Genomic DNA, 24,155 nt, shown 5'->3' with positions numbered 1-24,155 from the left:
AGCTCCTATTCAGCCGCCACGCGCGCAGGCGCGGGTTTGAAATCCTCGGGGAAATGCGTGATCGAGCTCATCACCGGGTAGGGCGTGAAGCCGCCCAGCGCGCAGAGCGATCCGAACTTCATCGTGTTGCAGAGGTCGGTGACCAGAGCGAGGTTCTTCTCCGCCTCGATGCCGGCGGCGACCTTGTCGAGAACCTCCACGCCGCGCGTCGAGCCGATGCGGCAGGGCGTGCACTTGCCGCAGCTTTCGATGGCGCAGAATTCCATGGCGAAGCGCGCCTGCTTCAGCATGTCGGCGCTGTCGTCGAACACGGTGATGCCGGCATGGCCGATCAGCCCGTCGCGCTTGGCGAATTCCTCGTAGTCGAAGGGTGTGTCGAACAAAGCGCGCGGGAAATAGGCGCCGAGCGGGCCGCCGACCTGCACCGCCTTGACCGGGCGCCCCGAAGCCGTGCCGCCGCCGATGTCGTCGACGATCTCGCCCAGCGTCAGGCCGAACGCCGTCTCGAACAGGCCGCCATTCTTGACGTTGCCGGCGATCTGGATCGGGATCGTGCCGCGCGAGCGGCCCATGCCGAAATCCTTGTAGTAGGCGGCGCCCCTGTCCATGATTACAGGCACAGAGGCCAGGCTGATCACATTGTTGATCACGGTCGGCTTGCCGAACAGGCCCTGGATCGCCGGCAGCGGCGGCTTGGCGCGCACCACGCCGCGCTTGCCTTCGAGGCTGTTCAAGAGCGAGGTTTCCTCGCCGCAGACATAGGCGCCGGCGCCGACGCGGATCTCCATGTCGAAGGCATTGGGCGAACCCAGCACATTGACGCCCAGCACGCCCGCCTTGCGGGCGATCGCCACGGCCTTGTTCATCGTCGCCACCGCATGCGGATATTCCGAGCGGATATAGACGAAGCCCTTGGTCGCGCCGGTCGCGATGCCGGCGATCGCCATGCCTTCGATCAGCACGAAGGGATCGCCTTCCATGATCATGCGGTCGGCGAAAGTGGCGCTGTCGCCTTCGTCGGCATTGCAGACGATGTATTTCTGCGCGCCCGCCGTATCCAGCACCGTCTTCCACTTGATGCCGGTCGGGAAACCCGCGCCGCCGCGGCCGCGCAGGCCGGACTCGGTAACCTGCTTGACGACGTCGGCCGGCGCCATGGCGACCGCGTTCTGCAGCCCGCGCAAGCCGCCCAGCGACTTGTAGGCGTCGAGCGACAGCGGGTCGTTGATGCCGCAGCGTGCGAAGGTCAGCCGCGTCTGCTTGGCGAAGAAGGGGATCTTGTCGGGCGAGCCCAGCCAGCGCTTGTGGTGGCCGCCCTTGAGGAAGCCGCTGTCGAACAGGCCCTTGACGTCGGACGGCTTGACCGGCCCGTAGGCGACGCGGCCCTCGGCTGTGGCCACCTCGACCATCGGCTCCAGGAAATAGGCGCCGCGCGAGCCGTTGCGCACGATCTTTGCCTCGACGCCGCGCTCCTTGAGTTCCTTCTCGATCGCTTTGGCGACCTTTTCGGCGCCGAGCGCCAGCGCGCCGGAGTCAGCCGGGACATAGATGCGCGGGATCATGAACGTACCTCCGCGACGATCTCTTCGATCTTCTCGTCATCGAGCCGGCTGATGACTTCGCCGTCGAGCATCGCCGACGGGGAGCAGGCGCAAAGCCCGAGACAGTAGACCGGCTCCAGTGTAACCGATCCGTCGAGCGTGGTCTCGTGGAAATCGATGCCGAGCAAGTGCTTGACCTTGGCCGCGACGGCGTCCGAGCCCATCGACTGGCAGGCTTCGGCCTGGCAGAGCTTCAGCACATGCCGTCCGGCCGGTTTGGCGCGGAAATCGTGATAGAAGCTGACCACGCCGTGCACCTCGGCCCGCGAGAGGTTCAGCCCGTCGGCGATCACCGGCAGCGCATCCTTCGGAACATGCCCGAACTCTTCCTGTATGCTGTGCAGGATCGGCAGCAACGGGCCTTCGAGGCCCTTCATCTCGTCAATGATCGCCGCCGTGCGCGACGCGATCTCGGTACTTGCGGCCTGCATGGTCACGCAGCGCCCTCCCTGGTCGTGGCGGCCAATGTATGTCACCCCAGGATATAGAGCGGTTTCGGGGTAACGACATGCATAGGGCGCAATATCGCTAAGTCCTTACGAAATCAGAGGAAACCTCCGAAATCAATAAAGCGCTTCCGTCGCTTGATAGAAATTTTCTATCGAAATCGGGCGGCTCGCATTGTCTAGCCTAGCGGTGGCGGCGGAAATCGTCCGCCAGCGCCATCGCCTCGTCCAGCAGCGCCTGCACCAGCGGCGTGTGCGGCTCGCGCGGCGCCGCCACCAGCCCGACCGTGTGGCTGGCATCCGGCTCGACGATGGGGATCGCCCGGATGGGCTCGGAAAAGCCGAACGTTTCCGCAAGGTTGAGCGGCATGATCGATGACCATTTGCCTGTACGGATATGCGAGAAGAGCACGATCATCGAATTCGATTCCAGCGTCGGCCGCACCTGTACGCCGGCTTCCGCCAGGTGCTGGTCGATGATGCGCCGGTTCTGCATGTCCGGCGTCAAAAGGCAGAGCGGCAGCTGGCTGATCTCGGCCCACGACACTTTGTCGCGGTCGGAATAGGGGTTCCCGACCGCCGTGATCAGCTGGTAGCGCTCGTCATAGAGCGGCACGCTGGTGACGCGCCCCAGCGGCTCGTTGTCGAGATAGGTGATGCCGGCATCGACATCGAAATTGCCGAGCAGCGACAGCACTTCGATCGATGTGCGCGACAGCACCGAAAAGGTGACGCCCGGATGCTTTTCGCGGAATGGCGTCGTCAGCCGCGCCACCATGGCCAGCGCCGTCGGGATCGCCGCGATCCGGATGCGCCCGGACAGACCGTGGCGCGCCGCCCGCATCTCCTCGCGCATCGTCCTTGTGTCGCCGACGATGCGGCGCGCCCAGCCCAGCACCTGCTTGCCCTCCGGCGTCAGGCCCTGGAAGCGAGAGCCGCGCAGCACCAGCATGACGCCGAGTTGCCCCTCGAGCTGCTTGATGCCGGCCGACAGCGTCGGCTGCGTGACGCCGCACACCTCCGCGGCCCGGCCGAAATGCTCCTCCTTGGCCAAAGCGATGAAGAATTCCAGTTTGTCGATCATCGACGCAAACTATCGAGCGCCGAAAGCCCGCGCCAGATAGGCTGTTGCGATCGGGCACAATCTTGACGCCGACCGACAATCCCGGCGCTTTTATCCAACCAGGTTGAGGATATTGCCGTCGGGGTCCTTGAACCACGCGACCTTCATGCCGTCGCCGACATGGATGTCGCCTTCAAGCGTCAGGCCCGGCATCTCATAGTGCTCGAAGCTGACGCCTTTCGATTTCAGCGACTTGACGATCGGCTCGATCTGGTCGCCGACCGTCCATGTCACCGCTGTCGCCTTGTTGGTGCCGGCGAACTGCGAATGATAGACGTTGATGAGCGTGTCGCCGCTTTTGTAGACGATCAGTTCGCCGCCCATGTCGTCCACTTGGCTGAGGCCTAGCGTTCCTTCATAGAAAGCCTTGGCCCTTTCCAGGTCCTTCACTGCGAGATTGGCTGCCGCATTGCTGTTTTGGAGCATGACGGTCTCCTTCACAGATTATCGTGATGGCAATTGAGATAGCGCGGATAGGACGTTTGACCATGGCCGAGGCCCGGACCTCGACCCCGGTTGGCAAATCCGACACCATCCGTCGCTTTCCGGGGCACGCCGGGCGAGCCATTGCGCCACGGCTTGGTTCTGCCGGGAAACTACACTATCTGGAACGCCAAAGCCCGAGGAAAGATCATGACCGTTACCAAGGAATCCGTCGTCGAGCGCCTGAAGACGGTGAACGGGCCGGACTTCACCGGCAACATCGTCGATCTCGGCATGGTCTCGGAGATCTTCATCGCCGATTCCAAGGTCTTCTTCTCGATTACCGTTCCCGCCGCCCGCGCCCAGGAGCTCGAGCCGCTGCGCGCCGCCGCCGAACGCGCGGTGACGGCCATCCCCGGCGTCGCCAGCGCCGTCGTCGCGCTGACGGCGGAGAAGAAGGGCGGCGGCATGGAAGCGCCGGTTCCGGCACGCCCGGCCGCCCCTCGGCCAGCCACTCCGCCGCATGCGCCGCAGCGACCCGCGCCGCACGCGCCCGCATCCCAGAGCCACGGCAAGCGCGGCGTGCCCGGCATCGACGCCATCATCGCGGTCGCCTCCGGCAAGGGTGGCGTCGGCAAATCGACCACCGCGGTGAACCTGGCGCTCGGCCTTGCCGCCAACGGGCTGAAGGTGGGCGTGCTCGATGCCGACATCTACGGCCCGTCGATGCCCAGGCTGCTCAATATCCACGGCCGGCCGCAGACCGTCGACGGCAAGGTGCTGAAGCCTATGCAGAATTACGGCCTCAAGGTGATGTCGATGGGCTTCCTCGTCGATGAGGAGACGCCGATGATCTGGCGCGGCCCGATGGTGATGTCGGCGCTGACGCAAATGCTGCGCGAGGTCGAGTGGGGCCCGCTCGACGTGCTGGTGGTCGACATGCCGCCCGGCACCGGCGACGCCCAGCTCACCATGGCTCAGCAGGTGCCGCTTGCCGGTGCCGTCATCGTCTCGACGCCGCAGGATCTGGCGCTGATCGACGCCCGCAAGGGCCTCAACATGTTCAAGAAGGTCGATGTGCCGCTGCTCGGCATCGTCGAGAACATGAGCTATTTCCTGGCCCCGGACACCGGCAAGCGCTACGACATTTTCGGCCATGGCGGGGCGCGCCGCGAGGCCGAGCGCCTCGGCGTTACCTTCCTCGGCGAGGTGCCGCTGGAAATGGGCATTCGCGAAAGCTCGGACGCCGGCACCCCGGTCGTCGCCTCCAAGCCGGACGGCGCAGAGGCGAAGATCTATCGCGATATCGCTAGCAAGGTCTGGGAACGGGTTCAGGAAGAGCGCGGCGCTGCCGAAGCCGCCGTGCCGAGCATCGTGTTCGAATAACCCCTTCCCTTGAGGGAGGTCAGGCGCCGACCTTCTCGCCGAACGTCGAGAAGAACTGCCCTGCCAATTTCTTCGATGTCGACTCGATCAGCCGGCTGCCGAGCTGCGCGATCTTGCCCCCGACCTCGGCCTTGGCTGCGTATCTGAGCACTGTCGAGTCCGCCCCGTCGGCGGTCAGCGTGACGTCGGCGCCGCCCTTGGCGAAGCCGGCAATGCCGCCCTTGCCTTCGCCCTGGATGGTATAGGAATGCGGCGGCTTGAGGTTCTTCAGCGTGACTTCGCCGTTGAAAGTCGCCTTGATCGGGCCGATCTTCAGCACCACGGTCGCCGCCATCTCGGTGTTCGAGGTCTTTTCCAGGCTCTGGCAGCCGGGAATCGCCTCCTTCAGGATTTCCGGGTCGTTGAGGGCTTCCCACACTTTCCCGATGGGTGCGGCGATCCGCTCCTCGCCTTCGATCACCAAAGCCATCAAGACCTCCCGGATTGCTGATGCTGGTTGGTCGTAGCGCGCGGCCCGAAACAAGTCTATCGCACCAAAGTCCGGGTCCCGGCAGCGCCTGCCTCTTGCCTGCATGGACGCATTGTCCTATCGATTTGTCATACAAATACGGAGACCACCATGGCAGGCGCCCCCACCAGGAAGAAGAAATTTCGCTCGCAGGAGTGGTTCGACAATCCCGACAATCCGGGCATGACGGCGCTCTATCTCGAGCGTTACCTCAATTACGGCCTGACGCGCGCCGAGCTGATGTCGGGCAAGCCGCTCATCGGCATCGCGCAGACCGGTTCCGATCTTTCGCCCTGCAATCGGCATCACCTCGAGCTTGCCAAGCGCGTGCGCGAAGGCATCGTCTCGATGGGCGGCATCCCGTTCGAATTCCCGTGCCATCCGATCCAGGAGACCGGCAAGCGCCCCACCGCCGCGCTCGACCGTAACCTCGCCTATCTCAGCCTCGTCGAGGTGCTTTACGGCTATCCGCTTGATGGCGTCGTGCTCACCATCGGCTGCGACAAGACCACGCCTGCGCTTCTCATGGCTGCAGCGACCGTCAACATTCCGGCAATCGCGCTGTCGGTCGGCCCGATGCTCAACGGCTGGCACAAAGGCAAGCGCACCGGCTCCGGCACCATCGTCTGGGAATCGCGCCAGCGCCTGTCGGCCGGCGAGATCGACTATGACGAGTTCATGGACATCGTCGCCTCCTCGGCGCCCTCGACCGGCTATTGCAACACCATGGGCACCGCCACCACCATGAATTCGCTGGCCGAGGCGCTCGGCATGCAGTTGCCTGGCTCGGCTGCCATCCCGGCGCCCTATCGCGAGCGCGGCCAGATCGCCTACGAGACCGGCAAGCGCATCGTCGACATGGTGCATGAGGACCTGAAGCCGTCCGACATCATGACGCGCGAGGCCTTCGAGAACGCCATTGTCGTCAACTCGGCCATCGGCGGCTCCACCAACGCGCCGATCCACCTCAACGCGATTGCCCGCCATCTCGGCGTGCCGCTCGACAATGACGACTGGCAGAAGATCGGCCTCGACATCCCGCTGCTGGTCAACCTGCAGCCGACGGGCGAGTATCTCGGCGAGGATTATCACCATGCCGGCGGCGTGCCGGCGGTCGTCGCCGAACTGATGAAGGGCGGCCTGCTGCCGCATCCCGGTGCGATAACCGCCAATGGCAAGAGCGTGGGCGACAATTGCAAGGAGGCCGTCAACGAGAACCACGATGTCATCCGCAGCGCCGACAAGCCGCTCAAGGCCAATGCCGGCTTCATCAATCTCAAGGGCAATCTGTTCGATTCCGCCATCATGAAGACCAGCGGCATCTCGCCGGAATTCCGCCAGCGCTACCTCTCCAACCCGAACGACCCGGAGGCTTTCGAGGGCAACGCCATGGTCTTCGACGGGCCGGAGGATTACCACGCCCGCATCGACGATCCGGCCCAGGGCATCGACGAGCACACCATCCTGTTCATGCGCGGCGCCGGTCCGGTCGGCTATCCGGGCGGCGCCGAGGTGGTCAACATGCAGCCGCCGGCCTACCTCATCAAGAAGGGCATCCACGCCCTTGCCTGCATCGGCGACGGCCGCCAGTCCGGCACGTCAGGCTCGCCGTCGATCCTCAACGCCTCACCGGAAGCCGCCATAGGCGGCGGCCTTGCGCTGCTCAAGACCGGCGATCGCGTCCGCATCGACCTGAAGAAGGGCACTGCCAATATCCTCGTCAGCGACGAGGAGATCGCCAAGCGGCGCACCGCGCTGCAGGCCGATGGCGGCTATCACTATCCCAAGCACCAGACGCCGTGGCAGGAGATCCAGCGCGGCATGGTCGACCAGTTCTCGGCCGGCATGGTGCTGAAGCCGGCGGTGAAATACCAGGATGTCGCCCATACCAGCGGCGTGCCGCGCGACAATCACTAATCGCGCAAGAAGCGAAATAAAGGACGGCTTGCCAACCAGCAGGCCGTCCTTTTCGCGCTCTTGTTTCGGCCGCGCTCAGCGCACAGATAAGGTCGATCTCGGCGGGCCGCGAAGGGCAGAGAAGACCATGGCGAAACGGCGTTCTTCCCTCGGCTTCCTCGGCATGTTCGGCCGCTCCGGCGATTTGCGCCAGCTCGACGACGCCTTGCGCGCGGCCGACTTGCATCCGGCCTTGGTGCCGGAAGGCGTCAAGCTCACCATCGTCAATCTGATGAACGACCGCTGGCCGGACGAGCCGCCGCCGGGCGCCTATCAATCCGTGGCGCAGCTCTGCGGCTATTGCGTTGCCGGGCCGCAGGTCTTCGAGCAGGCCAACGGCCGCGAGCCGACATTGGAGGTTGAGCGCCGCATCGAAGCGGCGCTGGAGGCCGGCGACAGTCTCGACGCGCAGATCGTGCTGATGACGCTGCACGCCAAGCTGATCAACGCCGAGGTGGTCGAGCGCTATGGGCTGAGCGCGGAATGATCCGACGAACAGGATGCGTTGAGATTTCGGTCAGGCCGGCCTCGCCGGAATATCAATGCGTCCTAGCCGCCCATCTTGTTGCGCGGCAACTTGATCATCTCGCCGAAGCGGGCGCGCAATTTGTCGTCGAGCAGGCGCGAGACGTGGCGCGGGAAACGCTCGGCAAGCACGCGCTTCTTCTCCGCGATCGCCCGCGACAAGATGTCGGGCCGGCCCTTTTCGTTCCATTCCTTGGGCGAGAAACGGTCGCCGACGGCGGGATAGAAATACTCGGTCTGCATCAGCTTCAGCGTCTGATCGTTGCCGAGATAGTGTCCGGGACCCTTCATGCAGACGTCAGCGATGGTGTCGATCGACAGCGCGTCGTCGGTCACTTCGATGCCGCGCACGCAGCGCAGGCAATGTCCGAGCATGTCGTTGTCGATGATCAGGCTTTCGAGGCAGAAGCCAAGCAGCGAGGCATGCATGCCGGCTGACTCATAGACGAGATTGAGGCCGGCAAGACCGGCCATCACGTCGGTGATGCCCTTTTCATAGCCAGACTGGATGTCGGGCAGTTTCGAATCCGTCATGCCGGCGGCCGAACCACCCGGCAGGTCGTAATACTGCGCCATCTGGGCGCAGGCCGCGGTCAGCACCGCTTGCTCGGCCGAGCCGCCGGACATGGCGCCGGTCCTGAGGTCGGAAACGAACGGCCAGGTGCCGAAGATCGCCGGATGTCCAGGCTTGATGGCATTGACATAGACCAGGCCCATCAGCACTTCCGCCACCGCCTGCACGACGGCGCCGGCAATCGCCGCCGGCGCGGTGGCGCCGGCCTGGCCGGCCGACAGAAGCAGGATCGGAATGCCGCCTTCGACGCAGGCCTCCAGCACGCCGCAGGCGTCCTCGGCGAACTTCATCGGCGGCACGACGAAGCAGTTCGAGTTCGACACGAACGGCCGCGCCCGGAAATTCTCCTCGCCGCCGGCGATCGCATAGAGCATTTCCAGCGCCGGCTTGACGTTCTCACGCACGGTGAACGAGGTGCCGACATGCTTCGACGTCCCCATCACGCAGGCATAGAGCGTGTTGAAATCCATATCGAGCGGGTCGGGAATGTCGCGCGGCACCATGGTGCGCTGGAAGAAATGGATGTTGTCCAGTCCGTCGACGAGACGCGCGGCGTCGTAGAGATCCTGCAGCAGCGATTCGCGGTATTCGCGCTTCTCGACGTCGACCAGATGCACCGCCGCACCCGCCGTGCCGTAATGCACGCGTTTGCCCTGGATCAGCATGTCGTGCTTCGGATCCTGGCCGTAGAGTGTGAAGTTGCGCGCGGCCTTCTTGATCGTGTCCAGCACTAGCGCGCGCGGCAGCCGGATGCGGCCGTCGTCGCCATAGGTGCCGCCGACCCGGGTCAGCGCTTCGATGCAGGACGGGATGGCGTTGGCGAAGCCGACCGTCTCCAGGAGCGTCAGCACCGCTTCGTGGATGCGTTCCCGGTCGTTCTGGCTCAATGGCCCGTAGCTGCCACCTTCAAGTCCCGCCCGCACCGGCCGGATGTCGTCGGCTAAAGGCGCCGCGCGCATCGCGCGGCGCGCCTCGCGCCCACCGGAACGCCGCGAACGCTGGTCCGACGACGCTTCCTGCTTCTCAAGAGCCATTGACATGGAAGCACTCCACCTTCTGTCTTTATCTGCGAGGCGGGCGCGGCGGTTGGTCCACCATCGGCCTGCATCGTCCCCTTCTGGCTCCGACTATGCCGCCGGCATTGGTACAGACTATGGGCCAAGCAATCCCGTCGAATATGCCAGAATTCTAAAGCGATAAGGGTATGCTCAAACAAAAAGAGCCGGCGCGGCGCCGGCTCTTTTTGTGGAAGTCTGGCGGTCAGGCGGCTGCGGGCCTGCGACCGGCGGCGGTGGCGAGTTCGCGGATGCCCGGCTCGATATGCTGCAGCGAGATCGAGGAGATGCCCAAGCGCATGAAACGAGAAGGCTTTTCGCTGCGGTCGAAGAACCGGTCGCCGGGTTCGATGATGACGCTGCGCGAAGCGGCGGCTTCGGCCAGGCCACGCGAATCGGTACCGCGCGGCCCTTCCAGCCAGAGCGATGTGCCGCCGGCCGAGTCGGTCGAACGCCATTCTGGCAGGAAAGCGGAAATCGCATGGACCAGACGCTTGCGCCGTTCATCGAAGGCGGTGGAAAGCCTGCGCACCAGCGCCTCGTGATGGCCGAGCGACAGGAACAGCGCAACGGCGCGCTGGTTGTTCGCCGGCGGGTGCCTGAGCATGAAGCGGCGCAGCGCGCGAAGCTCGGCGATCAGCCCGGCCGAGGCCACGATGTAGCCAAGCCTGAGACCCGGAGCCAGCGTCTTCGACATCGAGCCGACATAGATGACGCGGCCCGAGCGATCGAGGCTCTTCAGCGCCTGCTGCGGCGCCTCGTCGAGCAACTGGCTGTCATAGCCGTCCTCGATGATGATCTGGTTGTTGCGGTTGGCGCGCGCCAGAAGATCCTGCCGCCGCTCCGCCGACAATGGCACCATGGTCGGGCAGTGGTGGCTGGGCGTGACGAAGACGAAGCCGGAATCACTGGGGATCGACGAGGTCACGATGCCCGACTGGTCGACCGGGACCGGCTGGATATCGGCGCCGGCCAGCCGGAAGATCGAGCGGGCATCGGGGTAGCCGGGGTCTTCCATCGCCACTTTCGAGCCCTTGGTCATCAAGAGCGTGGCCAACATATAGAGCGCGTTCTGCGCGCCCAGCGTCACGATGATCTCGTCCGGATTGGCGAAGATGCCGCGCCGCGGCAGAAGCCTGGCCTGGATCTGCTCGATCAGCAGCGGATCGTCGCGGTCCACCATGTCGGATGCCCAGTTGCGGATCTCCAGCACTGCCAGCGCCATGCGGTTGCACTCGCGCCATTCGGCGGTCGGAAACAGCGCTGGATCGAACTGGCCGTAGACGAACGGATAGGAGGACTTGATCCAGTTGTCGTGCTTGGCCGGCGGCGGCATATCGCTTGCTGCGATCTGCCGGCGCGCCTTCCAGTCGATCTCGTTCTGCTGGTCCGGCGCCTTCTGGTGCGGTTTGGCGGGAGTGGCCAGCACGTCCGGATTGACGAAATGGCCGCGCCGTTCGCGCGCCACCAGGAAGCCCTGGTCGACCAGCTGCTGGAAGGCCAGCACCACCGTGCCGCGTGCAACCCCAAGTTTTTCCGCGAGAATTCGGCAGGACGGCAGCGGCATCGAGGCGGCGATCTGTCGGTCGAGAATGGCCGCGACGATCGCCTGGCGGATCTGCGCCTGAAGGGTTTGGCCGGATTCAGCCGAAATCCGGAACAGGCCGGACCATATGGCCGTGTCATTGCGCTGTGGCATGGGAAATCTTCCTCGGATGGCCAGCTGTTTTCACTTGGCTGGACCAGTGGAGTGTATGGGTGGCATAAGGGGTTGCGCCAATCAATTTTTCTGATCGCTGGGATTTATGCCAGTGATCTATCAAGCGCGACGCAGAGCGTCGTCGCCACGCGTTAAAGCCCGACGCGCAGCGTCGTTGCGGCACCCCAGGCGCGATGCATGGCGCACCGCACCCTCGCGGCGAAATTCCCGCCTCCTCACCGTCCAATATCACCTCTCATCAAAGCGTGACGAGGTGCGTCATCGCCACCGCTTGAATGAAATGGAAATCGGCTCGATAGAATGACGCGCCGACACGCGCCGGAAACATCCGGCCTGTTAAAATGGTCTAAAAACCCGCCAGGAGCCCGCTAGTGGACCAGTCATCCTTTGACAAGCAACTTGCAGCCTTGCGTGAGCAGCGCGCGGCAGCCAAGGGCACCATGCGCGAGGCCTTCGCCGCCGATCCCAAGCGCTTCGAGACATTCTCCGCCACCGATGGCGATCTTCTGCTCGATTGGTCGAAATGCGCGGTCGACGCGAATACCATGACGACGCTGGAGAAGCTCGCCGATGCCGCCGATCTCGCGGGACGCCGCGCCGCGATGTTCGAAGGCAAGAAGATCAACATCACCGAGAATCGCGCCGTGCTGCACACCGCGCTGCGCAACCTGACCGGCAAGAGCGTGATCGTCGACGGCCAGGACACCAAGGCCGACGTGATTGCCGTGCTCGATGCCATGGGCGCCTTCGCCGACGCCATCCGCTCCGGCAAGGCGGCCGGCGCCACCGGCAAGAAGATCACCGACATCGTCAACATCGGCATCGGCGGCTCGGACCTCGGCCCGGCGATGGTGACGCTGGCGCTAGCGCCCTACCATGACGGGCCGCGCGCGCATTACGTCTCCAATGTCGACGGCGCCCATATCCATGACACGCTGAAGGGCCTGTCTCCCGAAACGACTTTGTTCATCATCGCCTCCAAGACCTTCACCACGGTCGAGACGATGACGAATGCGCAAACGGCGCGCGATTGGGTGCAGAAGGCGCTTGGCAAGGAAGCGGTCGGCAAGCATTTCGCCGCCGTCTCGACCGCGCTCGACCTCGTGGCGAAATTCGGCATCGAGCAGGACCGCGTCTTCGGCTTCTGGGACTGGGTCGGCGGCCGTTACTCGGTCTGGAGCGCCATCGGCCTGCCGGTGATGATTTCCGTCGGCCCGCGCAACTTCCGCGCCTTCCTCGATGGCGCGCATGAGATGGACGAGCATTTCCGCACCGCGCCGATGCAAAAGAACCTGCCGGTGCTTTTGGGGCTCATCGGCTGGTGGCATCGCGTCGTCTGCAAATATCCGGCCCGTGCCGTCATCCCTTACGACCAGCGCCTGTCGCGCCTGCCGGCCTATCTGCAGCAGCTCGATATGGAATCGAACGGCAAGAGCGTCACGCTGGACGGCGCCGCGGTCGCCACGCCGACCGGTCCGCTTGTCTGGGGCGAGCCCGGCACCAACGGCCAGCATGCCTTCTTCCAGCTCCTGCATCAGGGCACCGACTTCATCCCGGTCGAGTTCCTCGCCGCCGCCGTCGGTCATGAGCCTGAACTGAAGCACCAGCACGATCTGCTGCTCGCCAACTGCCTGGCGCAGTCGGAGGCCTTCATGAAGGGGCGCACGCTGGAAGAGGCGCGCGCGCAGATGCTGTCCAAGGGCATGAAGCCGGCCGACGTCGATCGCATTGCGCCGCACCGCGTCTTCTCGGGCAATCGCCCCTCGCTGACCATTCTCTATAGAAAGCTCGATCCGCGCACGCTGGGCCGGGTGATCGCGCTTTACGAGCACCGCGTCTTCGTCGAGGGCACGCTCTTCAACATCAATTCCTTCGACCAATGGGGCGTCGAACTCGGCAAGGAACTAGCGACCGGCCTGCTGCCTGTCGTGGAGGGCAGGGAGACTGCCGCAAAACGCGACGCCTCGACCGCCGGACTGGTGGGACATATCCACCAATTGCGTGGCGCGGAGTAAACGGGATTGGCGGACATCAAGGGAATATTGTTCGACAAGGACGGCACGCTTGTCGACTTCAACACAACCTGGCTCGGCGTCGCCGACTTCATGGCGATGGATGCCGCCGAGGGCGACCGCTGGAAAGCGGATAGGTTGCTTGCCGCCGCCGGCTTCGACTTCGTCACGAAGCGCTTCAAGCCCGATTCGATCTTCGCTTCCGGTTCGAACATGGACGTCGTCGAGCTCTGGTTCCCGCGTCTGTCCGAGGAGGACCAGATGCACGCCGTTTCCCGCTTCAACGAGATCACTTCGGTGCAGGGGTCGGCCATGGCGGTCGCGCTGCCGGGCGTCATCGACTCGCTGCGGACATTGCACAAACGATCCTATCGGATGGGCGTTGCCACCAACGATTCGACCAGCGGCGCCGAAAGGACGCTCGCTACGCTCGGCATCGCGCAGCTCTTCGATGCCGCCTTCGGCTACGACGCTGTTGCCAATTCCAAGCCGGCGCCCGACACGGTCGTCGCTTTCTGTGACCTGACCGGGCTAAAGCCGGGCGAGATCGCCATGGTCGGCGACAACCGCCATGATCTGGAAATGGCGCGCGCCGGCGGGTGCGGTCTGGCGGTGGGGGTGCTCTCCGGCACCGGCACGCGCGACTCGCTGGCGCCGATGGCGGACGTCGTTTTGGATTCGGTCGCCGACCTGCCGGATTTCCTCGCCGCGCGGGTGAACGTGCCGGCGGACTAAAGCAATTTCAGGAAAAAGCGCGTAGCGGTTTTCCGTCCGGAATTGCGTAAAAACAGAGAGTTGGAGCGGTTTCGCGATTCGGTCTAATGCTGAATCGCTCTAACCGGTTTCCGCCACAAGCGCGAAGACGGCGCTGGACCTGGGCTCGCTGCCGCCGTTTCCACCGACATCCGGCACCTGATATTCGTCGAGCAGGCAAAGCCGTGGCCTGGGCAGCCAGGCGCGGCCGGGGTCGCCGACCAGCACGTCGATGCCGGCGGCGAGGCAGCGGTCGAGGAACGGCATCATCCGCTGCCCTACATCCCGCGCGTAGAAGACGTCGCCGGCGAGCACGAGATCGACCGCCGGCGGCGGACCGGCTGTGACGTCCTCAGCGCGTATCTGGATGGCGACACCATTGGCTTCCGCGTTGAGGCGGAGCGCCGCGACGCCATTGCGGTCGATCTCCGCCGCGATCACCGCGCGGGCTCCGGCTTTTGCCGCCGCGATGCCGACCAGCCCCGAGCCGGCGCCGAGGTCGAGCACGCGTTTGCCGGCCACGATCGACGGACGGTCGAGGATATAGCGTGCCAGCACGGTGCCGCCGGCCCAGGCATAGGCCCAGTAGGGCGGCTGTGGCTCCGGCCAGCTTTCGTCGCTGTCGTCGTCCGGTTCGAGCAGCCGCCGCAGTCCGCTGCCGGCATGCGCCAGGTAGAGCCTGATCTCCGGCAGCGACGGCACCGGCGCCAGCCGCATGTTCGCCCTGATGAATTCCGCCGGATCGCACCCCTTTGTCCGCTGTCGCCTTTGGCTGGCCGTGGGATCGCTCAAGCCTGGTCCCGTAACGCCCGCCGCAGGATCTTGCCGACCGGCGTCTTCGGCAGCTCGGTGCGGAATTCGATGAATTTCGGCCGCTTGTAGCCGGTCAGGTTCTCGCGGCAATAAGCCAACAGCGCCTCGACGGTGAGCGCCGGGTCCTTCTTCACCACGAACAATTTTGGCACTTCGCCGGAATGCTCGTCCGGCACGCCGATCGCCGCCACTTCAAGCACGCCGGGGTGATGCGCCACCACCTCTTCCAGTTCGTTGGGATAGACGTTGAAGCCGGAGACCAGGATCATGTCCTTCTTGCGGTCGACGATCTTGGTGTAGCCGCGCTCGTCCATGAAGCCCATGTCGCCGGATTTGAAGAAGCCGTCCTTGGTCATCACCTTGGCGGTCTCGTCGGGCCTGTTCCAGTAGCCGGCCATCACCTGTGGGCCGCGGATGCAGATCTCGCCCACTTCGCCGAGCGGCACGTTGTTGCCGTCGTCGTCGCGGATGGCGATTTCGGTCGAAGGCAGCGGCAGGCCGATCGTGCCGGTGAAGTCGCTGGAGCTGAACTTGTTGGCGGTCGCCACCGGCGAGGTTTCGGACAGACCGTAGCCTTCGCTCACCGGGCATCCCGTCAGCGCCTTCCAGCGCTCGGCGACGCCCTTCTGCACCGCCATGCCGCCGCCCAGCGTCAGGATCAGCGGCTTGAAGTCGAGCTTGCGGAACTCCTCATTGTTGAGCAGCGCGTTGAACAGCGTGTTGAGGCCCGGGAAGATATGCATCGGGTATTTCGCCAGTTCCTTGACGAAGCCCGGAATGTCGCGCGGGTTCGGGATCAGCACGTTCTGCGCGCCCTGCTGCATGCCCATCAGCGCGTTCACCGTCAGCGCGAAGATGTGATAGAGCGGCAGCGCGCAGATGAAGTTGAGATGCGCCGGCTTCGGCTTGATCGTGTAGGCGTCCTCCACCCACAGCGAATTCTGCGCGACGTTCGAAAGCACGTTGCGATGCAGCAGCACAGCGCCCTTCGAGACACCGGTGGTGCCGCCCGTATATTGCAGGAAGGCGATGTCGTCGCCGGAGACCGTGGGCGGCTTGAAAGCGATGGTCGCGCCGGTCTTGAGCACGGCGTTGAACTTGACGTGGCCGGGCAGCGACCATGCCGGAACCATCTTCTTCACCCGCCGCACGACGATGTTGACGATGGCGCCCTTGAGACCGCCCAGCATGTCGCCCATCGCCGCGACGATGACATGCTTGACCGACGTCCTGGCGATCACCGCCTGCAGCGTGCCGGCGAAGTTTTCGAGAATGACGATCGCCTGCGCGCCGGAATCCTTCAACTGGTGTTCCAGTTCGCGCGGCGTGTAGAGCGGATTGACGTTCACCACCGTGTAGCCGGCGCGCAGTATGGCCATCATCGCCACCGGATATTGCAGCACGTTGGGCATCATCAGCGCGACGCGCGCGCCCTTCTCCAGGCCTCTTGCCTGCAGATAGGCGCCGAACGCGGCCGACAGCCGCTCGAGCTCGGCATAGGTGATCGACTTGCCCATGCACACGAAGGCCGGCTGTCCGCCGAATTGCTTGCAGGCGCCGACCAGGAAGTCGCCGATGGACTTGTAGGGCAGGGCGCCGATCTCGGCCGGCATGTTCTTCGGATAGCTTTTCAGCCACGGTTTTTCCGGCAGGCCGGCGGTGAGCTCGGTGATCGCTTTCGGCAGGCCCTTCGAGGCAGGTTTCGCGACGGTCGGCTTCACGGCCGCCGCTTTTGCCGTTGCCGGCTTGTCCGCTTTCGCGGCTGCCGTCTTGGCTTTTGGCGTTGCGGGTTTGGCGGTGGCCTTGGCCTTTGCTTTCGCCGCGGCTGTCGTCTTGGCTGCTTTTGCCACCTGTCTCTCCCTGTCGCCTTCGATCTGGGCGCCCGCTTCCAGGGAAGCGTCCTCCACGCCGGTCATGGATTTTCCAGGAAATCCCGCCCATGGTCTATGTATTGCCTCTATCGGCAGCCGTGCAAGCCTTGCCCCAGCGGCAGGACCGGGAAAGATTTGCCGTCGAAATCTGATGCCCCGGCGACCTCCCGCATCGTGTCTGCGCGGCCGGCTGACCCCAGGCGGTCGGGCCCCGTAGGCTCATTTCCAAAGGCGGCCGATCAATAAAAAAATGCCGCCGTTAATAATGTCGTGAGGAGAAAAGACTACTCATTTTTGCTGCCTATAGAGCAAAAACTAGATTCTTTTCCTGCTTCCCATGGGGTACGCAAACGAGGTGTTCCAAAGGCGAAGAAACGGTGCTTATATGCGCCCTTCGCGAGCCTGATAGAGGGGCTTGAGAGAACATCAGGGAGTGCTCAATGAAAAAGACAATGACTTTTGCAGCCGCGTTGCTGGCTGCAAGCGTCCTCAGCGGCATGGCCAGTGCTAAGACGCTCGTTTATTGCTCGGAAGCGTCGCCGGCCAATTTCGATCCGGGTACGACGACCGGCGGTAACGACTTCGACGCGTCTTCGCGCACCGTTTATTCGCGACTGGTCGAATTCAAGCACGGTGGCACCGAGATCGAGCCTGGTCTGGCCGACAAATGGGAAATTTCCGACGATGGCCTGGTCTACACCTTCCATCTGCATCCGGGTGTGAAGTTCCAGACCACCGACTATTTCAAGCCGACGCGCGACCTCAACGCCGATGACGTCGTCTTCTCCTTCGATCGCCAGTTCAACAAGGAGAATCCGTGGAACGGCGACAAGTATCTGCCGAACCTCACCTGGGACTATTACACCGGCATGGACATGCCGAAATACGTCGCCAAGTGGGAGAAGGTCGATGACCTCACCGTCAAGCTGACGCTGACCGAGCCGAACGCGCCGATGCTGGCCAATCTCGGCATGGATTTCGCCTCGATCGTGTCGAAGGAATATGCCGACCAACTCCAGAAGGACGGCAAGATGGCCGACTTCTCGACCAAGCCGATCGGCACCGGTCCGTTCCAGTTCGTCGACTACCAGCTGGATTCGGTCATCCGCTATGCGGCCAATCCCGACTATTTCAAGGGCAAGGAAAAGATCGACGATCTCGTCTTCGCCATCACGCCTGACGCGACCGCCCGCATCCAGAAGGTGCTGGCTGGCGAATGCGACATCGCGCCCTATCCGAACCCGGCCGACATCGCCACCATCAAGGCCAACAAGGACGTGACCCTGATGGATCAGGCCGGCCTGAACATCGGCTATATGAGCTACAACACCACGATCCCGCCGCTCGACAAACCGGAAGTGCGTCATGCGCTCAACCAGGCGATCGACCGGGAAGCCCTGATCAAGTCGCTGTTCCAGGACGCCGGCGCCACCCCGGCCGAGAACCTCATCCCGCCAACCATGTGGTCGTGGGACAAGGACGTGAAGACCGACACCTACAATCCGGATGAGGCCAAGAAGGTGCTTGAGGCTGCCGGACTGAAGGAAATCCAGCTCTGGGCTGCCGACCGCGTTCGTCCCTACAACCCGAACTTCCAGCGCGCGGCCGAGCTGATCCAGGCGGACTGGGCCAAGGTCGGCGTCAAGGCGGACATCGTCAACTATGAGTGGACGAAGTATCGCGAGGAAGGCAAGAAGAAGGACCGTCCGGGCGCCTTCCAGATCGGCTGGACCGGCGACAATGGCGATCCGGACAACTTCTTCGCCACTCTCTTCGCCTGCTCCGCCATCGGCGTGTCGAACTACTCCAGTTGGTGCGACAAGGACTTCGAGGACCTGATCCAGAAGGCCAAGAGGACCAGCGACCAGGCCGAGCGCACCAAGCTCTATGAGCAGGCGCAGGTGATCTTCGCCAAGGAAGCCCCGGCTTTCCTGCTGGCCCACAGCCAGGTCTATTCGGTCGTTCGCAACAACGTCACCGGCTACAAGATGGACCCGCTCGGCATTCACCGCTTCGACGGCGTTGACAAAGCCGAATAAGATTGCGAACGGGGCGGCGTAAACTTCAGCGCCGCCCCATTCCATTCAAGATGCTCCGATATCTTCTCAACAAAATCGCCCTCCTGATTCCGACCCTTGTCGGCATCACCATCTGCGCCTTCGCGTTTGTGCGGCTGCTGCCCGGCGACCCGATCCTCGCCATGGCCGGCGAGCACGGCGTCGCGCCCGCCCGCTATGAAGAGCTCAAGCAGCAGTTCGGCTACAATCTGCCGATCTGGGAGCAGTACGCGCGCTATGTCGGTGAGGTCGCCACCGGCGATTTCGGCGTCTCCATTTCGTCCAAGCGTCCGGTGCTCGAGGAGTTCAAGACACTCTTCCCGGCAACGCTGGAGCTGTCCTTCTTCGCCATGATCTTCGCCATGATCATCGGCATCCCGGCCGGCATCTTTGCCGCCGTCAAACGCGGCTCCTGGTTCGACCAGTCGCTGATGGGCACGGCGCTTGTCGGCTATTCCATGCCGATCTTCTGGTGGGGCCTTTTGCTCATCATCTTCTTTTCCGGCTATCTCGGCTGGACGCCGGTCTCGGGCCGCATCGGCCTGCAGTTCTTCTTCAAGCCGATCACCGGCTTCATGACGATCGACACCTTGCTCTACGGCAAGTGGGACGCCTTCCGCTCGGCGCTTAGCCATCTCGTCCTGCCGGCGATCGTGCTCGGCACCATTCCGCTGGCGGTGATCGCGCGCCAGACGCGCTCGGCCATGCTGGAGGTGCTGGGCGAGGATTACGTCCGCACCGCGCGCGCCAAAGGCCTTTCCGCGGGCCGCGTCATCGGCGTGCATGCGCTGCGCAACGCGCTCATCCCGGTCGTCACCACCATCGGCCTGCAGGTCGGCACGCTGCTCGCCGGCGCCATCCTCACCGAAACCATCTTTGCCTGGCCGGGCATCGGCAAGTGGATGGTCGATTCCATCTTCAAGCGCGACTATGTCGTCGTGCAGTCGGGTCTGCTGTTGATCGCGCTCATCGTCATGGCGGTGAACCTCATCGTCGATGTGCTTTACGCCGTCATCAACCCACGCATCAGGGCGGCATAAATGAGCCAGACCGAAATCGCCCCGATGGCCGCCGGCAATCCGGATCGTCTCACCGGCCTCAAGACCTTCTGGCACTATTTCTCGGTGAACCGCGGCGCCGTCATCGGCCTGTTCGTCTTTGTCCTGTTGGTGCTGGCTGCCCTCTTCGCGCCGCTGCTCGCGCCCTATGCGCCCGACGTGCAGGACAAGACCGCGTTCCTGCGGCCTCCGGCCTGGCAGGATGGCGGCTCGACGCAATATCTGCTCGGCACCGACCCGGTCGGCCGCGACATCCTCTCGCGCCTGCTTTACGGCGCCCGCTTCTCGCTGCTGATCGGCGCGGTGGTGGTCACGCTGGCGCTCACCGGCGGCATCACGCTCGGCCTGCTTGCTGGCTATTTCCGCGGCTGGGTCGACGTCGCGATCATGCGCGTCATGGACCTGATCCTGGCCTTCCCGTCGCTGCTGCTCGCGCTGGTGTTGGTCACCATCCTCGGCCCCGGCCTGTTCAACGCCATGCTGGCGATCGCGCTCGTCCTGCAGCCGCATTTCGCCCGCCTGGTGCGCGCCGCCGTGATGGCCGAGAAGAGCCGCGAATATGTCGTGGCGGCGAAGGTCGCCGGCGCTGGCCATATCAGGCTGATGCTTGCCACCATCCTGCCCAACTGCCTGGCGCCGCTGATCGTCCAGGGCACGCTGTCCTTCTCCAACGCCATCCTGGAAGCCGCAGCGCTCGGCTTCCTCGGCCTCGGCGCGCAGCCGCCGACGCCGGAGTGGGGAACCATGCTTGCCTCGGCGCGCGAGTTCATCCTGCGCGCTTGGTGGGTGGTCACCTTCCCAGGTCTCGCCATCCTCATCACCGTGCTTGCCATCAACCTGGTCGGCGACGGCCTGCGCGATGCCCTCGATCCCAAGCTCAGGAGGTCGTGATGGCGCTGCTCGACATCCAGAACCTCGTCGTCGAATTCCTGACCGCATCGGGCCCGTTCCGCGCCGTCGATGGCGTCTCGCTCCATGTCGACGAGCGCGAGGTGCTCGCCATCGTCGGCGAGTCCGGCTCCGGCAAGTCGGTGTCGATGCTGGCCGTCATGGGCCTGTTGCCTTGGACCGCCACCGTCACCGCCGACCGTATGACCTTCAACGGCCGCGATATGTTGAAAATGAGCCCTGCCGATCGCCGCAAGATCATCGGCAAGGATATTGCCATGATCTTCCAGGAGCCGATCGCCAGCCTCAATCCCTGCTTCACCGTCGGCTTCCAGATCGAGGAAGTGCTGCGCTTCCACATGGGCATGGACAAGGCCCAGCGCCGGGCGCGCGCCATCGAGCTTTTCAAGCAGGTCGGCATTCCTGAACCGGAGGAGCGGCTCAATTCCTTCCCGCACCAGATGTCGGGCGGCCAGTGCCAGCGCGTCATGATCGCCATGGCGATCGCCTGCAACCCGAAGCTCCTGATCGCCGACGAGCCGACCACCGCGCTCGACGTCACCATCCAGAAGCAGATCCTCGACCTGCTGGTCTCGCTGCAGGCCAAATACGGCATGGGCCTGATCATGATCACCCACAATATGGGCGTCGTGGCCGAGACCGCCGACCGCGTCATCGTCCAGTACAAGGGCCGCAAGATGGAAGAGGCCGACGTGCTGTCGCTCTTTGAATCGCCTAAGAGCAACTACACGCGCGCGCTGCTCTCGGCGCTGCCGGAGAACGCCGTCGGCGACCGGCTGCCGACCGTCTCCGACATGCTGTTCGAGCCGGCGCCCCAAGGAGCTGGTACATGACCAAGGTCGTCGAAGGCAAGGACATCAAGCGCGACTACCATGTCGGCGGCGGCCTGTTCCGCGGCGCGCGCACCCTCCATGCGGTCAAGGGCGTGTCCTTTAGCGTCGAAAAGGGCAAGACGCTTGCCATCGTCGGCGAGAGCGGCTGCGGCAAGTCCACGCTTGCCCGCATCATCACGCTGATCGATCCGGCCACCTCCGGAGAACTCTTCATCGACGGCAACAAGGTCGACATCGCCAGGGATGGCTTGTCGAAGGAAATGCGCCGCAAGGTGCAGATCGTTTTCCAGAATCCTTATGGTTCGCTCAACCCGCGCCAGAAGATCGGCGACGTGCTCGGCGAGCCGCTCTTGATCAACACCGACAAGTCGGCCGAGGAACGGCGCGACCTGGCGATGAAGATGCTGAAGAAGGTCGGCCTCGGACCGGAGCATTACAACCGCTACCCGCACATGTTTTCCGGTGGCCAGCGCCAGCGCATCGCCATTGCCCGCGCGCTGATGCTGAATCCGAGCCTGCTGGTGCTGGACGAGCCGGTCTCGGCGCTCGACCTCTCCGTGCAGGCGCAGGTGCTCAACCTGCTTGCGGACCTGCAGGACGAGTTCAAGCTGACCTACGTCTTCATCAGCCACGATTTATCGGTGGTGCGCTACATCGCCGACGACGTGATGGTGATGTATTTCGGCGAAGCCGTCGAATACGGTCCGCGCGACGAGGTCTTCTCCGACCCCAAGCACGCCTACACCAGGACGCTGTTCGCGGCCACGCCGCGCGCGGACGTGGCGAGCATCAAGGCGAGGCTGGCGAAGAAGAAGGCGGCTTAGAATTAAAACTCAACTGCTCTGAACGACCGAGTTTTACTCGACGACGACTTACATCTGCCAAGGCGCGGGCGACTGCTTTGCGCCTTATGCCGGACGCTCAGGCAACCGAAACAAATTCTCGAAAGCTGCCATGCCGCTCCCGGCCCCGATCTAGACATTGAGGGTCCGGCCGGTAAGAGCGCCCGCTGTACTTGGTCGTCAAAGCCGCGTTCGCCGATCTCCTGAAGCACATGCTGAATGCTCTCCGGATTGAGCGGGCTCCGATTGCCGCGACGCTCATAACCCGTCTTTCCGTGCCCGCCCTATACCCTCGAATGGCCGGGGCTCTCGTACCGGCGGCAAGCCGGCGCACTATCCGGCGGACAAGGACGCCAGGGGCGGTCACAGCCCCAGTGCCGCAGCGACCCGTTCTTGGAAATACTGCACTCCCCGCTCATGCCGCCCCGAAAGCGGGCCGGAGCTATAGGCCCCCGCGGCATAGTTGCGATGCGTATCGGCGCAGATGGAGTAGTCCTCGCGTACCACGGCCAGGGTGCCTTGCACAGATTTCGCCCTGCTCTCGGATGCTTCTGCAGAGGTGTCGGCAAAGAAGAAATGGTAGTGCTGGTCTGTGTGATGCGGTGAGGTCGGGTTGATCCGGCTAACGTTCATGCCGCCATCGAAAAGCGACAGCGTCCAGTTCGGCCACATCCAAAGCCATTTGCCGCGATAGAACAGACCGTCTTTCGGCGGTGCGGTCATCCGGACATAACCGGGATGGGCGGTGGTCTGGAAAGCTTCGAAGTCGATGGCAGCGAAGAACGAGGGATGTGTGCCAGGAATGTGGTAGCCTTCGACGAAATTGTCGGTGTAGATCTTCCAGTTCGCCGCAAAGCTGACGGTGGCCTGATCGGTGGCGGCATAGGTCTCCAACGGCTCGTCCGCCAGTTCGGCGGGCAGAGAGCCAAGTTGCTCCAGAAGACTTTCCTTCGGGTCGAGTGCCGCGAAGAGCAGCCCGCGCCACTCGGACAATTGCACCGTCTCCAGCGGCCAGTCCTCGGCGATGATCGCGGGATCCTTGCCATACCACGGGGCCTGCACCAGCCGTCCGGTGTCGGCGAAGGACCATTTGTGATAGGGACAAACGATCAGCCCACATTTGCCCGCGCCATCTGCCAGAAGTTTCGCCCCCCCGGTGGCGGCAGACGTTCTTAAATCCGCGCAAGGTCCCGTCTCGGCCCCGGATGGCGAAGATCGGCGTGCCGGCGATGTCGATGGCAAGGTATTGACCGGACGCCGCGACCGAGGCGACAGGCCCCATGAACTGCCAGGTGTGCGCGAAAATGTTGCCTCGTTCCTGCTGCCAGATATCATCGCGGACATAAAGGGAAGGGTCCAGGTTCAGGTATTGCACGGGCGGCGTGTCGACTGGCACGTGGTCGGGCCGCAAGTTGTCTGGCGTCATAGGCTAACCTCGAGTTGCTGCCATCCTGTCGTAAGCGGGGCGACATCGCAAGGGAATGGGATCTGCTGCGCACTTCCCCAGCGGTTTGTTTAATTCGCCGACCTAATTGTCGACCGCGATCATCACGTCGGATGCCTAAACCGCAGCACAGGTTGCAGGCCGACTTCGAGCCCAGTTCGTCTTACCCCTAGTAAACGGCGGGTATCAGAATGATGCGCTTGCGAACTACGGGATGGCGTCGACGGCTGGCCAGGCAGACTTTTC

General features: G+C 63.8%; 20 protein-coding genes. 10 read left to right on the top strand and 10 right to left on the bottom strand.

Translation table 11 applies throughout. From position 1 onward, the window contains the following. Window positions 1-5: 5 nt before the first annotated feature. The 4 genes from FJW10_RS04695 to FJW10_RS04680 all read right to left on the bottom strand — a co-directional run bounded on the left by FJW10_RS04695 (window position 6) and on the right by FJW10_RS04680 (window position 3,596). Window positions 6-1,562 carry an NADH-quinone oxidoreductase subunit NuoF gene (locus FJW10_RS04695; RefSeq protein ID WP_140898747.1) on the bottom strand — a complete coding sequence of 519 codons (1,557 nt, stop codon included), beginning with the start codon at window positions 1,560-1,562 and terminating at the stop codon, window positions 6-8. Then, a complete protein-coding gene (locus FJW10_RS04690; protein ID WP_140898745.1) occupies window positions 1,559-2,038 on the bottom strand; it encodes a formate dehydrogenase subunit gamma in 480 nt (159 codons plus the stop codon). Before FJW10_RS04690 ends, FJW10_RS04695 begins: the two co-directional genes overlap by 4 nt. Window positions 2,039-2,231: 193 nt before the next feature. Continuing rightward, on the bottom strand, window positions 2,232-3,131 hold the full coding sequence (locus FJW10_RS04685; protein ID WP_140898743.1) for a LysR family transcriptional regulator: 900 nt from the start codon (window positions 3,129-3,131) through the stop codon (window positions 2,232-2,234). Window positions 3,132-3,221: 90 nt separating this feature from the next. After that, window positions 3,222-3,596, bottom strand: coding sequence for a VOC family protein (locus FJW10_RS04680; RefSeq protein WP_140832397.1), 375 nt, complete (start codon window positions 3,594-3,596; stop codon window positions 3,222-3,224). A 207-nt stretch (window positions 3,597-3,803) separates the two neighbouring features. Between FJW10_RS04680 and FJW10_RS04675 the strand changes: the two genes are divergently transcribed. After that, window positions 3,804-4,979: an Mrp/NBP35 family ATP-binding protein gene (locus tag FJW10_RS04675; RefSeq protein WP_140898741.1), complete on the top strand. Its 1,176-nt coding sequence runs from the start codon at window positions 3,804-3,806 to the stop codon at window positions 4,977-4,979. 19 nt (window positions 4,980-4,998) lie between these two features. Here FJW10_RS04675 and FJW10_RS04670 read toward each other — a convergent pair whose 3' ends face one another. Beyond that, entirely contained in the window at window positions 4,999-5,448 is a 450-nt protein-coding gene (locus FJW10_RS04670; RefSeq protein WP_140832400.1) for a carbon monoxide dehydrogenase subunit G, read from the bottom strand. A gap of 150 nt (window positions 5,449-5,598) precedes the next feature. Here FJW10_RS04670 and FJW10_RS04665 point away from each other — a divergent pair, with 150 nt between their 5' ends. Beyond that, the gene (locus tag FJW10_RS04665) at window positions 5,599-7,404 is read left to right on the top strand and encodes an IlvD/Edd family dehydratase (protein WP_140832402.1); all 1,806 of its coding nucleotides are present in this window, start codon (window positions 5,599-5,601) and stop codon (window positions 7,402-7,404) included. A gap of 127 nt (window positions 7,405-7,531) precedes the next feature. Continuing rightward, window positions 7,532-7,930 carry a hypothetical protein gene (locus FJW10_RS04660; protein ID WP_140898740.1) on the top strand — a complete coding sequence of 133 codons (399 nt, stop codon included), beginning with the start codon at window positions 7,532-7,534 and terminating at the stop codon, window positions 7,928-7,930. A gap of 62 nt (window positions 7,931-7,992) precedes the next feature. Here the strand turns inward: FJW10_RS04660 and FJW10_RS04655 are convergent, their stop codons facing one another. Together FJW10_RS04655 and FJW10_RS04650 are read right to left on the bottom strand one after the other, a co-directional pair. Then, on the bottom strand, window positions 7,993-9,582 hold the full coding sequence (locus tag FJW10_RS04655) for a trimethylamine methyltransferase family protein (protein WP_140832405.1): 1,590 nt from the start codon (window positions 9,580-9,582) through the stop codon (window positions 7,993-7,995). 220 nt (window positions 9,583-9,802) lie between these two features. Continuing rightward, entirely contained in the window at window positions 9,803-11,296 is a 1,494-nt protein-coding gene (locus FJW10_RS04650) for a PLP-dependent aminotransferase family protein (RefSeq protein ID WP_140647084.1), read from the bottom strand. Between the two features lie 392 nt (window positions 11,297-11,688). Between FJW10_RS04650 and pgi the strand changes: the two genes are divergently transcribed. Together pgi and FJW10_RS04640 are read left to right on the top strand one after the other, a co-directional pair. Further along, window positions 11,689-13,332: a glucose-6-phosphate isomerase gene (gene pgi / locus FJW10_RS04645; RefSeq protein ID WP_140898738.1), complete on the top strand. Its 1,644-nt coding sequence runs from the start codon at window positions 11,689-11,691 to the stop codon at window positions 13,330-13,332. A 6-nt stretch (window positions 13,333-13,338) separates the two neighbouring features. Next, a complete protein-coding gene (locus tag FJW10_RS04640; protein WP_140898737.1) occupies window positions 13,339-14,064 on the top strand; it encodes an HAD family hydrolase in 726 nt (241 codons plus the stop codon). A 99-nt stretch (window positions 14,065-14,163) separates the two neighbouring features. Here the strand turns inward: FJW10_RS04640 and FJW10_RS04635 are convergent, their stop codons facing one another. Both FJW10_RS04635 and FJW10_RS04630 read right to left on the bottom strand, forming a co-directional pair. Continuing rightward, window positions 14,164-14,799 (bottom strand): 50S ribosomal protein L11 methyltransferase, encoded by a 636-nt coding sequence (locus FJW10_RS04635; protein ID WP_140898797.1) that lies wholly within the window; start codon window positions 14,797-14,799, stop codon window positions 14,164-14,166. A gap of 71 nt (window positions 14,800-14,870) precedes the next feature. After that, a complete protein-coding gene (locus FJW10_RS04630; RefSeq protein ID WP_140898795.1) occupies window positions 14,871-16,745 on the bottom strand; it encodes a long-chain fatty acid--CoA ligase in 1,875 nt (624 codons plus the stop codon). Between the two features lie 461 nt (window positions 16,746-17,206). Here FJW10_RS04630 and FJW10_RS04625 point away from each other — a divergent pair, with 461 nt between their 5' ends. Genes FJW10_RS04625 through FJW10_RS04605 form a run of 5 tightly spaced genes read left to right on the top strand, consistent with a single transcriptional unit; the run spans window position 17,207 to window position 22,447 of the window. Continuing rightward, the gene (locus FJW10_RS04625) at window positions 17,207-18,805 is read left to right on the top strand and encodes an ABC transporter substrate-binding protein (protein ID WP_140832410.1); all 1,599 of its coding nucleotides are present in this window, start codon (window positions 17,207-17,209) and stop codon (window positions 18,803-18,805) included. 50 nt (window positions 18,806-18,855) lie between these two features. Next, window positions 18,856-19,863, top strand: coding sequence for an ABC transporter permease subunit (locus tag FJW10_RS04620; protein WP_140782594.1), 1,008 nt, complete (start codon window positions 18,856-18,858; stop codon window positions 19,861-19,863). Continuing rightward, the gene (locus tag FJW10_RS04615) at window positions 19,864-20,772 is read left to right on the top strand and encodes an ABC transporter permease subunit (RefSeq protein WP_140898735.1); all 909 of its coding nucleotides are present in this window, start codon (window positions 19,864-19,866) and stop codon (window positions 20,770-20,772) included. Further along, a complete protein-coding gene (locus FJW10_RS04610) occupies window positions 20,772-21,623 on the top strand; it encodes an ABC transporter ATP-binding protein (RefSeq protein WP_140898733.1) in 852 nt (283 codons plus the stop codon). Before FJW10_RS04615 ends, FJW10_RS04610 begins: the two co-directional genes overlap by 1 nt. After that, window positions 21,620-22,447 carry a dipeptide ABC transporter ATP-binding protein gene (locus tag FJW10_RS04605; RefSeq protein ID WP_140898731.1) on the top strand — a complete coding sequence of 276 codons (828 nt, stop codon included), beginning with the start codon at window positions 21,620-21,622 and terminating at the stop codon, window positions 22,445-22,447. The genes FJW10_RS04610 and FJW10_RS04605 overlap by 4 nt, the downstream gene beginning before the upstream one ends. Window positions 22,448-22,828: 381 nt before the next feature. On the opposite strand, the gene FJW10_RS04600 is transcribed toward FJW10_RS04605, so the two are convergent. After that, complete coding sequence (locus FJW10_RS04600; RefSeq protein ID WP_181177400.1) at window positions 22,829-23,527, bottom strand: SRPBCC family protein; 699 nt, start codon at window positions 23,525-23,527, stop codon at window positions 22,829-22,831. Window positions 23,528-24,155: the final 628 nt, after the last annotated feature.

It is taken from the genome of Mesorhizobium sp. B4-1-1 (assembly GCF_006439375.1).
GTDB lineage: Bacteria > Pseudomonadota > Alphaproteobacteria > Rhizobiales > Rhizobiaceae > Mesorhizobium.
The sequence above is the reverse complement of the archived record's forward strand: the minus strand, read 5'-3'. Positions and strand labels throughout refer to the sequence as shown.

Coding starts and splice junctions, on each gene's coding strand:
- FJW10_RS04695 (WP_140898747.1), bottom strand. CDS start 1,562: ATGATCCCGCGCATCTATGTCCCGGCTGACTCCGGCGCGCTGGCGCTC.
- FJW10_RS04685 (WP_140898743.1), bottom strand. CDS start 3,131: ATGATCGACAAACTGGAATTCTTCATCGCTTTGGCCAAGGAGGAGCAT.
- FJW10_RS04680 (WP_140832397.1), bottom strand. CDS start 3,596: ATGCTCCAAAACAGCAATGCGGCAGCCAATCTCGCAGTGAAGGACCTG.
- FJW10_RS04675 (WP_140898741.1), top strand. CDS start 3,804: ATGACCGTTACCAAGGAATCCGTCGTCGAGCGCCTGAAGACGGTGAAC.
- FJW10_RS04670 (WP_140832400.1), bottom strand. CDS start 5,448: ATGGCTTTGGTGATCGAAGGCGAGGAGCGGATCGCCGCACCCATCGGG.
- FJW10_RS04665 (WP_140832402.1), top strand. CDS start 5,599: ATGGCAGGCGCCCCCACCAGGAAGAAGAAATTTCGCTCGCAGGAGTGG.
- FJW10_RS04660 (WP_140898740.1), top strand. CDS start 7,532: ATGGCGAAACGGCGTTCTTCCCTCGGCTTCCTCGGCATGTTCGGCCGC.
- FJW10_RS04655 (WP_140832405.1), bottom strand. CDS start 9,582: ATGTCAATGGCTCTTGAGAAGCAGGAAGCGTCGTCGGACCAGCGTTCG.
- FJW10_RS04650 (WP_140647084.1), bottom strand. CDS start 11,296: ATGCCACAGCGCAATGACACGGCCATATGGTCCGGCCTGTTCCGGATT.
- FJW10_RS04635 (WP_140898797.1), bottom strand. CDS start 14,799: ATGCGGCTGGCGCCGGTGCCGTCGCTGCCGGAGATCAGGCTCTACCTG.
- FJW10_RS04625 (WP_140832410.1), top strand. CDS start 17,207: ATGAAAAAGACAATGACTTTTGCAGCCGCGTTGCTGGCTGCAAGCGTC.
- FJW10_RS04620 (WP_140782594.1), top strand. CDS start 18,856: ATGCTCCGATATCTTCTCAACAAAATCGCCCTCCTGATTCCGACCCTT.
- FJW10_RS04615 (WP_140898735.1), top strand. CDS start 19,864: ATGAGCCAGACCGAAATCGCCCCGATGGCCGCCGGCAATCCGGATCGT.
- FJW10_RS04610 (WP_140898733.1), top strand. CDS start 20,772: ATGGCGCTGCTCGACATCCAGAACCTCGTCGTCGAATTCCTGACCGCA.
- FJW10_RS04605 (WP_140898731.1), top strand. CDS start 21,620: ATGACCAAGGTCGTCGAAGGCAAGGACATCAAGCGCGACTACCATGTC.